Origin of the sequence: Sinobacterium caligoides (genome assembly GCF_003752585.1) — a bacterium.
Taxonomy (GTDB): Bacteria; Pseudomonadota; Gammaproteobacteria; order Pseudomonadales; family Sinobacteriaceae; genus Sinobacterium; species Sinobacterium caligoides.
The window spans coordinates 148805-162172 of the sequence record NZ_RKHR01000004.1 but is presented as its reverse complement, the minus strand read 5'-3'; the positions used below and the strand labels follow the sequence as shown (position 1 = coordinate 162172).

Annotated in this window: 13 protein-coding genes, 1 tRNA gene and 2 pseudogenes; 9 read left to right on the top strand and 7 right to left on the bottom strand. The window is 42.3% G+C overall.

Annotation, left to right across the window (positions count from 1 at the left end; genetic code table 11):
* Positions 1–5: 5 nt before the first annotated feature.
* The 5 genes from ihfA (at position 6) to EDC56_RS07475 (ending at position 3849) form a co-directional block, all read left to right on the top strand.
* Positions 6–314 (top strand): integration host factor subunit alpha, encoded by a 309-nt coding sequence (gene ihfA, locus EDC56_RS07495; RefSeq protein ID WP_123711932.1) that lies wholly within the window; start codon positions 6–8, stop codon positions 312–314.
* Between the two features lie 295 nt (positions 315–609).
* Positions 610–686: transfer RNA gene (locus EDC56_RS07490), tRNA-Pro, on the top strand.
* 87 nt (positions 687–773) lie between these two features.
* Positions 774–1280, top strand: coding sequence for a tyrosine-type recombinase/integrase (locus EDC56_RS07485; RefSeq protein WP_162844123.1), 507 nt, complete (start codon positions 774–776; stop codon positions 1278–1280).
* A gap of 473 nt (positions 1281–1753) precedes the next feature.
* On the top strand, positions 1754–2620 hold the full coding sequence (locus EDC56_RS07480; RefSeq protein WP_123711930.1) for a hypothetical protein: 867 nt from the start codon (positions 1754–1756) through the stop codon (positions 2618–2620).
* Between the two features lie 755 nt (positions 2621–3375).
* On the top strand, positions 3376–3849 hold the full coding sequence (locus EDC56_RS07475; protein WP_123711929.1) for a DUF2846 domain-containing protein: 474 nt from the start codon (positions 3376–3378) through the stop codon (positions 3847–3849).
* A gap of 191 nt (positions 3850–4040) precedes the next feature.
* Here the strand turns inward: EDC56_RS07475 and EDC56_RS07470 are convergent, their stop codons facing one another.
* Together EDC56_RS07470 and EDC56_RS07465 are read right to left on the bottom strand one after the other, a co-directional pair.
* Positions 4041–4358 (bottom strand): hypothetical protein, encoded by a 318-nt coding sequence (locus EDC56_RS07470; protein ID WP_123711928.1) that lies wholly within the window; start codon positions 4356–4358, stop codon positions 4041–4043.
* Positions 4339–4863, bottom strand: coding sequence for a hypothetical protein (locus EDC56_RS07465; RefSeq protein ID WP_123711927.1), 525 nt, complete (start codon positions 4861–4863; stop codon positions 4339–4341). Before EDC56_RS07465 ends, EDC56_RS07470 begins: the two co-directional genes overlap by 20 nt.
* A 267-nt stretch (positions 4864–5130) precedes the next feature.
* Here EDC56_RS07465 and EDC56_RS07460 point away from each other — a divergent pair, with 267 nt between their 5' ends.
* The 4 genes and pseudogenes from EDC56_RS07460 to EDC56_RS20085 all read left to right on the top strand — a co-directional run.
* Entirely contained in the window at positions 5131–5595 is a 465-nt protein-coding gene (locus EDC56_RS07460; protein ID WP_123711926.1) for a hypothetical protein, read from the top strand.
* Between the two features lie 93 nt (positions 5596–5688).
* On the top strand, positions 5689–6393 hold the full coding sequence (locus EDC56_RS07455) for a DNA-processing protein DprA (protein WP_162844122.1): 705 nt from the start codon (positions 5689–5691) through the stop codon (positions 6391–6393).
* 388 nt (positions 6394–6781) lie between these two features.
* On the top strand, positions 6782–7747 hold the full coding sequence (locus EDC56_RS07450) for a hypothetical protein (protein WP_148059349.1): 966 nt from the start codon (positions 6782–6784) through the stop codon (positions 7745–7747).
* Positions 7748–8400: 653 nt separating this feature from the next.
* Positions 8401–8673, top strand: a pseudogene (locus EDC56_RS20085) (DUF4937 domain-containing protein); the annotation flags it as partial.
* A gap of 82 nt (positions 8674–8755) precedes the next feature.
* Here EDC56_RS20085 and EDC56_RS20080 read toward each other — a convergent pair.
* From EDC56_RS20080 to EDC56_RS07420, 5 genes and pseudogenes are all read right to left on the bottom strand, one after another.
* Positions 8756–8871, bottom strand: a pseudogene (locus EDC56_RS20080) (IS6 family transposase); the annotation flags it as partial.
* Positions 8872–9090: 219 nt separating this feature from the next.
* A complete protein-coding gene (locus tag EDC56_RS07435) occupies positions 9091–10230 on the bottom strand; it encodes a MalY/PatB family protein (RefSeq protein WP_123711921.1) in 1140 nt (379 codons plus the stop codon).
* The gene (locus EDC56_RS07430) at positions 10227–11165 is read right to left on the bottom strand and encodes an RRXRR domain-containing protein (RefSeq protein WP_211333604.1); all 939 of its coding nucleotides are present in this window, start codon (positions 11163–11165) and stop codon (positions 10227–10229) included. Before EDC56_RS07430 ends, EDC56_RS07435 begins: the two co-directional genes overlap by 4 nt.
* A 266-nt stretch (positions 11166–11431) precedes the next feature.
* A complete protein-coding gene (locus EDC56_RS07425; RefSeq protein WP_123711919.1) occupies positions 11432–12037 on the bottom strand; it encodes a LysE family translocator in 606 nt (201 codons plus the stop codon).
* On the bottom strand, positions 12024–13091 hold the full coding sequence (locus EDC56_RS07420; RefSeq protein ID WP_123711918.1) for a SagB family peptide dehydrogenase: 1068 nt from the start codon (positions 13089–13091) through the stop codon (positions 12024–12026). The genes EDC56_RS07425 and EDC56_RS07420 overlap by 14 nt, the downstream gene beginning before the upstream one ends.
* Positions 13092–13368: the final 277 nt, after the last annotated feature.

Sequence of the window (13368 nt, the reverse complement as noted above, 5' to 3'; positions counted from 1 at the left end):
TCGGTATGGCAGGTGCACTAACTAAAGCAGATATGGCTGAAAAGCTATTCGATGAACTCGAGCTGAGCAAGCGCGAATCGAAAGAGGTCGTGGAGCTGTTCTTCGAAGAGGTGCGTCTCGCACTGGAAGACGACGAGCAGGTCAAGCTATCAGGTTTTGGTAACTTCGATCTGCGCGACAAGAGCGAGCGTCCAGGGCGTAACCCTAAGACGGGTGAAGAGATTCCGATCACCGCGAGAAGGGTTGTGACCTTTAAGCCTGGGCAAAAGCTCAAGGTGCGCGTTGAGAGTTACGACGGGCCAGCTCCAGAATAGGCTTTCTCCGTCGCTGATCGAGCAGCTACTGTAAAGTAGTTGCTCGGTCTGGCTCATCCTCATGTTCATCGTGAGGTGTTTTAAAAGGATTTTCAGGCCCCAGAAGGCCCGTATCAACGCTGCACAGCCGTTAGCAGCCCTTCCTCTTCTACCCCATCTCTGATCTGCAAATACCCCCTGTTTTAAGCCTTTAAATAGCGTGATGTATATATCAACATATTTATAAAAAGGGCTTCACAAGGCTGAATCACTACGCTATTATGCGCATCAAGTTGAGGCACAGCCAAAACTTTATCGGGATATAGCGCAGTCTGGTAGCGCACTACACTGGGGGTGTAGTGGTCGCAGGTTCAAATCCTGCTATTCCGACCAAATTCAAAGAGAGAGGAGCAACAGCGATGTTGGTCCTCTTTTTTTTGCTTTACGGTTGGTGAGAGCGGAATAACTAAGACAGTCATCGTGATCTTATCGATAGCACTTCGTCGAGGTTATGTTGTTGCGTTACGGTTCACAGATTATCGAGATGGGCATTTTTACGTTGTGCCTCAAATAACTGCAGCGATACCTCACCCTAAGGCGCTAAAAATTAGTGCCGGTAGTCTGTTATCGGGTGCAATTGAAAGGGCGTTTAAAGCGCCGTCATCATCGCCATTTATTGTTAGCCGAGTACATAAGAAAAATCACGCGACGGCGAAGCGTGATTGTCCGCACCAGGTGTTACCTGAACAGCTGCCGCGGGCTTTTAAAAAGGCGACAGCGCAGAGCGGTGTTTTTGCACATCTAGAGAGCGACGAAGTGCCGACGTTTCATGAAATCCGAGCGTTGTCAGCAGACATATATAAGAATCAATTTGGTCGCACGCCTGATGAGCTTCAGGCGTTGATGGCGCATAGTGATATAAAAACTACAGAAATTTATATTGAGGGGCATCGTTTAGAGTACAGTGACGTGGCTGCGGATATGTAGTTAGCTTGTGTTTCGTAGTGTTAAAAATTATGAGGCAATGAACGCACTTATAACTTTCACCTTCTATCTAATTTGCAGTATTTAACTCTATCAGATAAACCGTAACCGTATATCCTGTCGAGTAGGCACTTAATATAATGACTACCCATCACGGCCTTGCATAGCTGTATGAGTATAAAATTGTATTGGATGTCATTGTATTTCATGTGATTAATTGATGGTAGTGTTTATAATTATTGGTATATATGCTAGGTGCTTGGCTTGTTATATTTAGAATCGACTAATAATAGAGTAGGAAAAAATAGCCACAGAGTTGTTTTTCAAAAACGTAAAATAAGATTGTTAAACAACAATGGGTTGAGTTAGTATCGCGAAATATAAATAATGAAGCTGTATATGATATGCAGGTGTCATATAAAAGTATCAGGAAACATTAGTGCACTAAACTGCATTAAGTACCGGAGAGTGAATATATGAGTGAAACTGCAGGCTCACTGATAAAGATATTGTCCGCCTTGACCTCGCCAAAGTCTTCAGTCAGATACATCTCGATAGGTGTTTTTCTGCTGCTTTCGTGGAAGTATATCGATAGCATCTTAGCTCCTTTTGGTGTGCCAAAAGAGCAATATACCATTATAATATCGCTAATTAGTGTTGGCATGGGGAGTCTTGTTGGTCAAGTCGTTTATATTCTGTTTTTTTGGGTATGGAACAAAATTGACGCTGCGATCAAAGAGAAGAGAAAAAATCAGGAGAATTACGAGTTAGAGAAAGCTAGACAAGAATCGTTGGAGAAAGAAAATGAAGAATTTCTTGATGGGTTTAAAAAAGTATTTGAATATTTTCCTTATTGGAAAAAGGATGCCCTTAGAAGTCTTTTAGATAAGGAGCAACGTTTTGAATCGGATATAGAGCATATATATTCTTTAAGAACCAATAATTATATTTTTCGCACCACCAATATTTCTCTAGATACAGACCTTTATATGATAAACCCAGCAATACGAGAATTCGTAAGTGCCCAGTGGGAAGATGAGAAATGCAAAAATATGGCAGATTTTTTTGGAAGCATTACGCCAGAGAAAAATGAATTAATTGAAGTTATGACGCGCACTGAGGAAGAGTTTAGAGGCCCGATTAGTCATGCCTGTGCAAATTTGGTTGACCCGATACACCCTTGCTTTATTAGGGAGGGTGAAGATGAAATTGGATTCCACATTTCATTTCGTGACCCGTACTGTAGCTTATTCTCTGAACAAACTGGCCGAGAGTTTGTAGATGAGCTTTATATTGCTCATATCTGGGTCGGTAGCGAAGCATTTAGCGAAAAAAACGAATAACAAAGCCGGGCACGACCGCCAGCAGACATGTCTGGGCCTCGCTTCGCGGCTCCATAACGGTCAGTATTTGTAGGGTTAGTTGCAATCAGCATAACCCAAACAGTTAGGAGGTTGGTCGATTAAGGGATGGAGAAGATAGGAAATAATTTATGTCTCAAGCTCAGCGAAAATTATTAAGTAATAACGATCTTAAGACTCTATATAGGCTCACAAACCCAAAGTTAGCTGTGACTTTCTCAGAGCCTATTTTTTACGTTTATATATCTCACCATCATCATTAGTCCAGTCATTGCCATCAATGTATTTCCAGGCCCCGTCTGCGGACTCGTAGCCGATCAGTTCCGGCTCGTTTTTGGCTGGCGGCAGGTCGCGAAGGTAGATTGTATTGCACTCGGTGCAGAAGTATTCGGGTAAATTACTAAGACACCCATTGTTATATTTTGTATATATTCACTATCGTTGTGTTTAGAGGTAATTAAGGTGGGTGTCTGGATAAGCTCTGCAACCCAGGCTAGTCGGCGCCCATGCTCTCAGCGCGGTACGGATCGCTACCACAGTGATCGGGTTGCCTCATGCGATGAAGAGACGCTATCTAATTTATTAATAGCGCTAGACTCAATTGTTAGTTGTTTTATTTATACGTTATATACGATAACCTTGCAGAATAACGAATAAAGTATGTGTTGACTCTTAGGTACCCCTTGCCTTGTTGAAGGCTTAGTTGGGCTGCTGAAGACGCTAAGAAAGGTTTAGGTATGAGTATTTATAAGATTTTATCTTTGATTGTTGTCGTTGCTATTTCAGGCTGTACTGGTGCATCTGGCCCGAAATTTACCCAGACCGTAACCCCTGATGATGGTGAGGCTGCTTTATACATATACCGAGAAGCAAGATTCTTCCAGAAACTAGTTTATCCTAAGGTGGTTATTGATAACGAAGTAGAGCATAACTTGAGAAATGGTGGTTACAATTTAACACTTCTTTCTCCTGGTGAGCATATCGTTGAAACAAGGCAAGCTGGAGGCTGGACTCTCAACTATCCCGCGATAGGTCTAGATCTAAAGCCTGGCTCTACAACATATCTAAAGCTTATAATTGTAGGTGCTGGAGTGGACCTTAGTAGTTACGGGGGGGGGCTCGGAGGGGCTGTAATGGGTGATGCTGTATTAGTTAAAGTGCCTAATGAGCGTGCGATAGAAGAGATTAGTAAGACTGCCCTAAGTAATTAAAAGTTATTACCATATGATGCCTAAGCTAATTTTGGATACGAATCATAGTACCATTATTACAAAGACACCCATAGCTAAATAGTTTTGCCAATGAAAGGGGGGAAGGTGATTGCTCGCTCCCCTTATAAGATAAAGGGCGTATTTTTAGCTATGTAGTTTTGGTTATTGAGACTGTAGTAAAAACAGTCTCCCTAAAACATATCTTCGATTGGGATCACGCCAATCTCTGTCTCGCTGATCTCTCGGCGGTACTTTTCCAGCAATACCTTAGCCTGTTCTTGGCGGTCATCTGGCCCCATGCTTCTAAAGAAGAAGTCCTTCCATACCTGAATGTTATCTTCGAACACTTCTTCGTTATCTGTCGTGATGCCAAGGCAGCCATGTACGATAGTATTTATCTCGCGGGTCGACATTAGCGATAGGTCGTCATCAGTTGATGGATCCGACAGAATGGCGATCGCAATTTCATCGGGTAGCTCTTTGAGTTCTTCACCAAACCGGATCAGCATGGATGGCCTCCGTAATTTCTTTGCCGAGCTCTGATATCAGCAGCCTGTATTGCGGGATAGAGTTTAGGTTCTCTTTGCTCATTCCCCAGCCAACGCCGCCCTCTGCCTTGATTTTCATGTGATAGGGAAGCTCTTCTCTTACCATATCATGTATAAATATGGCTTGAGTATTATAGATCCGCTCTTTTGCTAATGCAGCCCTAAAGCCCCGTTCTTCGACGATCTCATCTGTTAGCAGGTAAAAGCCTAAAAACGAAATGTTATCGAGGTTTCCTAGCATTTGAACAGCGTGCTGCGCGATGAACTTACCGAGCTTAGGCCCATTTAGGTTGACCTTCTTGGAGGCGTCCATACTGGCCTTTGCATCAGTAAACTTGAGGCCTACAACGTCACCGTCAATATTATCGAGCTTATGAAAGCTGAGGCAGATCTCGTATTCCTTGTCGAGATACAGCACCTTTTTTTTTCTTTCGTCTGTCAGATGCAGGCTTGGGTGGCCGGCCATATCTCATATCCTTTGAGAGTTATTGTTGAGTCCTCGCTTTTACAGCGTTAGGCCCCACTATAGCGAGGATGAAGTATGGCTGCAATTAAAGGCGGGTTATATCTTTATCTGGGAAGTTGGCTAGGTGTTGTTTGATCTATTAGTCAATATTAATTAGGTAGATACGAGTTTATGGTGGGTGAGTTGATTGCAGGGGTATGCTATGTTGAAAACCAGTTGATGGGGCAAGTATTAATATAAAAATGAGGTGATGTTTTGGAAAGTTTTATGAGTATCTTGGTGCCGACCTTCATTAGTATCGTAGGGGCCGGTTGGACCGGGCTTTACATTAAGCATTCGACAAAAGAGGATTACATTGAGCTAAAAAGAAGGTTTAATTCGGGTTATTTTTGGGTGATTATAATAGCTGTAGTGCTCCTAAGTTTGCATTCATTATATGTGGAAGTTTCTTCGACTGCTCCGGTAACCCGTATGACTGTGTTTGTGGTTGTAGGCAATGTAGCGTGCTTACTCCTTATTATAATTAGTGTTTTGTTAAAACTAGCTTCCGACGCAGCGGTATCGTTGTCTGAGCCGCGGGGTAAAATGGATCGTATTGTTGGTGATGCTCTTGGTCAGCTCGATAAGGTGATTGAGGCTCAGCGAAAGAATGAGAAGATTATGAGGGGGCTTGTTGACCAGCTTGGTCATGAGGGCGAGGAGTCTAAAGCTACAAAGACTGATCAAGGCTGATGCGTTGCCGTGTACGTTGTAGTCAATCTATAGTGCTCTATCTTTGCCCGTGACCATATTGGATAAGAGTGTTTTATCTGCCGGAGGAGCGCAGTGATTGATATTCAGAAATATCAGCGAGCAGGGGTGCACATACTGACAAGAGATGATGCCAGGTATCCCGAAAAGCTGTCGACTATTGAGTATCCACCGGATCCCCTTTTTGTTAAGGGAAATGTTGAGGCTGTAAATAATACCGGCATAGCTATCGTTGGTATGCTAGAGGCGTCAAAGGCTGGTCAGGCTATTGCTTATCGCATGGCGGCCTTTTTTGCCGAACAAGGGTATACGATCGTTAGCGGTCTGGCGCTAGGTATTGACGCTGCAGCCCATGAGGGGGCGCTTTCTGTAGGCGGTCAGACTGTTTGTGTGCTGGCAGGTGGACTGAAAGAGGCAGCGCCCAGGCAGAATGCTGGGCTCGCAGATAGAATTTTGGCCAGTGGTGGCGCGTGGGTGTCGGAGAAAGAGCTAGATATCCAGCCAGATCGCAGCATGTTTGTGCCGCGTAATCGAATACAGGTTGGATTATCTGCGTGCTCTATCGTGGTTGAGTGCAACGCTAGAAGCGGAACTATGACGCATGCTCAATACTGTGTTGCTGCAGGGCACCCGCTATTTGCCGTGGCGCCAGAGGATGAGGATAATAAGCTAGGTTTGAGTTGTGACGGACCTAGGGTGATGATTGAGAGGATGGGTGCGCAGCCTGTGGTGTCGAAGGTTTGTTATCAAAGGATCTTAAGCTCTATCAAAGGCATTTGACGTCAGAATAATAATTAATTTGTGAGCAACTTATGAGTGAGAAGAGTGAGGGCGAAAGCTCGTATATAGCTAAGCGTGTTCGGCTTAAGGATGCTACTACCAACATTCCTAGTCCTGCTAAGAGTTCTGCTACCCAAGAGTTTGAAAATATTAGAAATCATCTGTTGACTGAATATAGAGATGGCAAAAGCTATCCTCGCGTTTCGGGGGGGGGGGTGAATCAAAACGTAAAGAAATTAGAGAAGTCATGCTCTATGCGGCCAATGTCACTGAAACTCTTAACTGGATTCGAAGTGGTCTAACTGAGGTGCTTAAGAGCTGGCCTAGCCCTATACTTTCGAAGTTCAATGAGGGGTTTATAAATGATGCTCTGACTAGTGTATCGTCGTTGTTTAGTCGTCTTGATCAAGCTGAACATATGGAGGAGCTGGGTGAACAAGTCGCTGGTTTGTGCAGTGAGGTCATCGGTCGGGTTGACAATGAGTTAATAGTTGAGCTTGATCTGCTGAAAGCTTCAGATCAATATTCGGAGGCAATGCTTGAGACTCTGGAAGATTTAAAGGCTAATTGCACTAACTTTATAAATCAGCACGCTCTCTCTATTTATAAGCATCGTGTTGATGCTTCGGCTCAGTCTATAGATGAATTGGATGAAAAAGTAAGTTCTATTAAAGATCGTATGGGGGTTGAGTTAGGAAGGTTTGCTGAAGAGCTAAATCTGGCCACTGAAAGAGCTGCTAACCGTTTGGATGTGCATCTTGAAAGGTCTGCTGACAAACTAATTATTGCCAGTGAGGGGTTTGAAAAGCTTTATCGAGATCATGAGGTCGACTTACAAGAGAAGGCCTCGCACATAGATGGTGTAATGGGAGCTATATCGGCAGGCTCAATGGCTCAGCATTACGAAGGACGGGCTGATGACGAAGAGAAGGTAGCGAACTGGCTGCGATACGGGGCGCTATTTTGCATGGTTCTGGTGATTATTGGGGCTTCATTGTCTTTTTATGATTCGCTTTCTAATGGTTTTGAGTTAAATACGGCGCTATATAGGTTGGCGTTGGCTTTCATGTTATCTGTACCCGCTGCATATTTGGCGAGAGAGTCATCAAGGCATCGAGAGAAAGAGCACGCGCATCGACAAAAGTCATTAGACTTGAGAGCAATTACGCCTTATCTAGCCTCTCTTGGAGAAGAGCAGCAAAGTGAGATTAAGATGAAAGTAGCCGATAGACTATTTGTCAATGAGAGTAGAGAAAAAGGGGGTAAATCTGAGGCTAAAGCTGAGGTGCCTATAAGTGCTCATGAGATGATCGAGGCGCTTGTGTCTTGGCTTAAGGCAAGTATTAAGAAGTAAAAACATGTATTTATGGTCTGTGACCTCGCACATATAAAAATAAAGGTAAGTGATATGCTGGAATATGAATCAATATATAAGGGTGCCTTGAATAACGTGTCTAGTGAGATGAAAGAGGCTAAAGCTAGACGGGATGAGGCTGGCTTTAATAATGTGAGGGAGCGTGTCGTAGGAGTTTTGAGCGATTCAAAGAGTTCTGATAGAAAGTCTTATGAGGCATACAAGCATCTTCTCGATGTTAAGTTTTGAGCTTGCTGTAAAGAAATATAGTGGTGCAAACAACTTGTAACTTATTGTATTTAAAGAGGCTGTTTTCCCCCTTTTTCGTCGCCAAAGAAAGCTATATGTAGCTATATCATGGTCTTACGATCTTTTTGGTGTACTCTGGGGGTGTAGTGGTCGCAGGTTCAAATCCTGCTATTCCGACCAAATTCAAAGAGAGGGGACCTACAGCGATGTTGGTCCTCTTTTTTTGCTTTGCGGTTGGTGTGAACGGAATAATACTAATACACCCATTGTTATCTTGATGTATATATTCAATTCTTCGCAGGGTGGTCTTTGTAAGGAGTGGTAAATAAGAATTGAAATAACAGGATGTTGAGATAACATCAGCGGCTGTAAACAATAAGGCAATATGTTGGTCTCATAGAGAAATGTTAGGAGCTTCTGCATTGGCAGTTACGAAACTTATCAAATGCATAATAAAACCCGGTCGAAAGGGGCTGTTTCATCGAGGGCAGCTCGCTTGGAGTGAACTGAATAATTGTGATGGTTTTGACGGGCAGCTAGGTGGCTGGACGAGCGATGGAGAAGCTATAGTTCTTGGACAGTGGGAGTCTGAGGAAGTTATTGGACGTTTTATGGATTCAATCCATGACAACATTTTCAAAAAAAGTAAGCAATCAGAAGCCTTCAGTCATTGCCAAGTTCAATATTTTGAAAAAGTATTGAGTATATCTGCCTTAGTGGATAACGATGAGTCTCTGCAAGGTAGTGTTCTTCGTCTAGCTCTTTCATCATCTCTTCTATGTTTCGATAGCTCAGTCCATAGGTCAGATACCAGCGAATACTTTGTAGGATCATCTCTTTGAAAAATTCCGGCCACTGAAGGAAATTGATGACATATGACATCATCTATAAATTGGCGGAACATACCATGATGACTTGGATGCGACAGAGCCTATAACTTTCCCTGTCAGCGGTTAACCTAAACCTTACTATCTCGGCACATGACTCGGGGGCTCGGCGGCTTGCGACGCCTTACCGAGTAGAGGAGTGCACCTCCAATCTTCTACCGGTTTATCTCGGCGCACTGGGTGTCTTAGTTATTTTTGATTTGATAGTTATCGGAGGCTCCTACAGGCAAGCTGAATTCGACTAAGTGCCTCGTCTAATACCTCCGGGTTACACGCAAAGTTCAACCGTAAGAAACCTTTCTGAGAGAACTCTTCCCCATTAGACATATAAACACCATAATTATCGAAAAAACTCTGTGGTGATTCTACCGGTAGATTTTCGACATTTATCCAAGCCAAATATGTAGCCTCCACTTCACCCATTGATAGCTGCGGTATACTATTAATAATGGAGAATACTTTCGCATGATTACTATTTAACAGTTTCAGCTGAGCTGACAGCCAAGCATCCGATGAAGAGTATGCTGCATCAGCTGCTTTAATTGATAAAATGTTAGGCGTCGATGATAGTCCATCAGAAAGCTTATTAAATTTTTCTCGAAGATTCCTGTTTGCAATAATAGCAAACGATACATTAAGCCCGCTTATATTGTACCCTTTCCCTGGCGAGATAAGAGTAATAGTACTCTGCTCAACCTCTTTTGACAAAGTAGCAATAGGGGTATGTCTGATATTATTTGATAGTATTATATCGCTATGAGCTTCATCAGAGCAGATTAATAGCTTCTGAGATAAACAGATATCAGCAAGTATCTCTAGCTCAGATTTTGAATAACTCCGCCCAACAGGGTTATGTGGATTACATAGAAAGTATGCCCCGGTTTTTTTATCAATTTGCCCTAATATGTCTGAGTATTGCATCTTCCATACTCCGTTTTCAATGGCCAGCAATGATCGCTTTTCTTCATAGTCCAATGCGCCGGCATACCTGAAAAGCCGGTGATATGTCGGTGTTGAAGTTAGCCCACCAGGTCTACCCATCTGAGAGGTCATCATCCTTACAATATTTAGAGATAAACTGATCCCCGAAGTCAGAACAACCCAGCTGGGATCAACTTTCCAGCCATGTTTTCTAAGGCAGTAATCAGCAACAGTATTTTTTAGCTGGAGGCTATCAACCCCGTAGCCTAGAGCACCTTCGGAAACCCTATCGATTATAGCCTTTGAAATAGAATCACTAACAGTGAAATCGGAGTCAGCAAGCGAGAGCGGAATAGACTTTTTAGTTAAATACATCGACCATTTTAAAGAGTCCCCACCTATTCTCTGCGCAAATTTCATCATCATGCGGTAAGGATACACGTTGTTTTAGCTACGGGAGCAATTACCGCCTTCATAGGCTGAGTTAATGTCGTAGTTAGAGTTGAAATCCGCATTGTGTTTTTCATAATATTGGCGGAAGCATGAATCTTGTTACCAGTGATCGTCTCAAGTACAAAATAGCCTGCACTACGCCTACCTTTAACAAACCCAATACATTGTGGAGTGGAGATTATGTCGTGTTTTTTTAACCAAAAAGCTTTGTCAAAAGGGATTTGCTTCTCTGAACGAACACCTTTTGATACATGTCTATTAAAGTAGGCTACTGGTTTTTTATGGCCGTACTCATCATTACCTAAGCAAATTGCAAAATTATCAAAGTAATCTTCATTGGGTAGTTGTAGTACTTTCTCTCTCATATGTTTATTTTCGTACCAAAATGTCTCTGTAAAACTCCACTCGTATTTCAATCTGGACATAAGAATACCTATTTCCTTTGCGTGTTTTGCGCACGATTCCCTCATTTTTAGTTCGAACTGTTCTACATGTAAATCATGGTGGAAATCTTCACAAAGGGCGATTAGTATTCTCGAAGCTAATCGTCCGTTGCGTCGCATTGATGCTTTGTTTTCCCAACGAGCAGGACGATAACGGGACATACGACCACGATAGGTGTATAGGTACATAGCACGCTGCACCATTTTCTTAGAAATATATTGGCACAATGCTACTTGGCTTTGATAAATCACCTGCCCAAGACCAATAAGGCCACACTTAATAGTCTTACTACCTGTATATATACCTATTAGGAGCTCCTGCTTGTAGCCCGAGTTTCCATGAACAAACTTAATGGTAAAAGGTGCTCTTTTTAGCACTTTAGCATCACCGTTTTTGAGTATTTTTCTTGATCTTTGTGGCTTACAAGGAATTAGTGGTTCGCGATTATTATTAAGTACAAACACGAGCAAAGTGTCCTCCTCTTATACTCGTAAGCTTAAGGTTTTTGTAAGACGCTACGTCCTCTCGACCAGATATTAAGGCTTTGGGTGTGGTTGACTTTCTTTAACATTTAAGGGCTGGTTATAGTGCAACGATAGAGCATCAGACTGAGGTGGCATCCGATGATATCTATATCCAAAATATCCTTTACTTATTTTAAAGTCCTCTCCATGTGTTCTGGTTAACTTGGCTTTTAAGCCCCACTCCTTTAGCAGTGATGTAGTTGACTCTAGAGAAGGTTCCCTAGTGCATATACAAGCATGTACAACGACAAAGCTAGCAGGCCACTGCATAGTACTTTATTTATTAAAACTAATTGTCCCTCGTTAAGGGCACCTTTCATAACATATCCCGACAGTAGCCATACCCAATGCGCCACAATCGCCGAACACAAAAAGATAAATACATATAATGCTACACCAAGCACCCCTGTATTATCGAAGTCGATAAATGTCGAGTAAGCCGAAACAACAAAGAACCAAGCCTTAGGGCTTAGCGGATGTATTAATAGTCCGTGGAAAAAACCAAGGCTAGTGTCGCGTTCATCTACATGCTGTCTCAGCATAACGAAAGATATATATATTAAATATACAGCGCCTAAAATCTGTATCACAGATATAAAGCCAGATTTGATGCCTTCTGGCAAAAGAGATACACCAGAAAAAGGTAATATCGAGACAAGAAGAACTAAAGCAAAACCAGAGCAGATACCGGCAAGAAAAGTTGCAGCTCCGCTAAAATTTTTGCTCCCAGAAGCTGTTAAAAGTGCAATATTTGCTGGCCCAGGTGTTATGCTGGCCATAAACGAGAAGAGAAAAAAACTAAGAATACTCACTGACTACAACCCTCATCTTATCATCAAAGGTAGAGCTACTTCCCATACCGGCTGCCACATAAAATATTACAGCATCGTTAATGCCATCAATATCAAGAACCTCTTCTATTCTTGAATCATTAAATGCTCCAGTTATCCATGTATTCAGCCCCTCTGCAGTCGCAGTCAGCTGAAATGATTGCGACAAATGACCGGCGTCAAGCAATACATTTCTATAAGCACGAGAATGCTTGTACTTCCAGGCAGCACGGTCTAGCTGGGCAGTCAGAAACACACCGAAAGAAATGCCTTCTGAGTAATATTGCCCCCATAAGATATCAGTTAACTCTTCGGTTAAATTTGTTTTCTCGCTGCGAACAGGAATAAGTGAATGTTTATCGGGGTCGTACTTATATATATCTACAGCAATCCCGTTCACATTAAATACTGTTACATATGCATCAATAGGGTGGAGTCCTCCACCAGAGGGGCTCGATTTCCTTTTTGCGGTGGGAGCAAGCCCTGCTTCGTCAAACTCTTTATCCCATGATTCATGAATATATCCAAAGCTATAGAATAAAATGTTGCTTAGCTTCTCTATTGATATTGCTTGACCATTAAACACCCTACTAGTTTTCCGTCTGTGAAAGACATCAAACAATGATATTGACTTAAGTGAGGACGCAGTCACTTTAGGAAGGGGGATGCCCAACCTCTCCTCCAGGGGCCTTTCAGGCGCATCACCGATTTCCTCGCAATATTCCAGATACTCTTTTATCCACTCTTCTGGAGCCTGGTTGTTGTTGCTTGATATAGGAATATTTTTAGTGCCAACATGAAATATCTTAGACAATACATCCCAATTCCAGTTATCCGTCAATTCTGACGGACCTCCTATCAAGCCTGCGCTGCTCATTTCAGTTATAAACTCTTCTGGGACTTCTTTGCCCTTAATGAAGTCATTTATCAAGCCGACGTGATAGGGGGCTATCTCAAACTGCTCATGTGTTTTATAGTTCCACAAGGTCAGGGATTCTTCTTCAAAATATATAAAAAAGTCATTTATTATTTTCATATGATATCCATATTATTCAATAAAAAAGCAGAGAGTGAAACCCTCTGCTTTTTTTATTCTACTTCTTTTGCATCACTGGCATTAATGCGCAAAACTTTTTAGTTTCAACGTTAGATTTTTTCATCACTGGCATCAATGCACAGAACTTCTTCATTTCAACTTCTACTTTTTTCATAATAGATCCTTTCTATTAATGGATTGGAAATATAACGGTATCACCCTGTTTTTCTAAAATCAATACTCTATTAACCCTGCGAAGCCTCCATAAAATTAAAAA

Coding starts and splice junctions, on each gene's coding strand:
- EDC56_RS07465 (WP_123711927.1), bottom strand. CDS start 4,863: ATGGCCGGCCACCCAAGCCTGCATCTGACAGACGAAAGAAAAAAAAAG.
- EDC56_RS07480 (WP_123711930.1), top strand. CDS start 1,754: ATGAGTGAAACTGCAGGCTCACTGATAAAGATATTGTCCGCCTTGACC.
- EDC56_RS07460 (WP_123711926.1), top strand. CDS start 5,131: ATGAGTATCTTGGTGCCGACCTTCATTAGTATCGTAGGGGCCGGTTGG.
- EDC56_RS07470 (WP_123711928.1), bottom strand. CDS start 4,358: ATGCTGATCCGGTTTGGTGAAGAACTCAAAGAGCTACCCGATGAAATT.
- EDC56_RS07420 (WP_123711918.1), bottom strand. CDS start 13,091: ATGAAAATAATAAATGACTTTTTTATATATTTTGAAGAAGAATCCCTG.
- EDC56_RS07435 (WP_123711921.1), bottom strand. CDS start 10,230: ATGATGATGAAATTTGCGCAGAGAATAGGTGGGGACTCTTTAAAATGG.
- ihfA (WP_123711932.1), top strand. CDS start 6: ATGGCAGGTGCACTAACTAAAGCAGATATGGCTGAAAAGCTATTCGAT.
- EDC56_RS07475 (WP_123711929.1), top strand. CDS start 3,376: ATGAGTATTTATAAGATTTTATCTTTGATTGTTGTCGTTGCTATTTCA.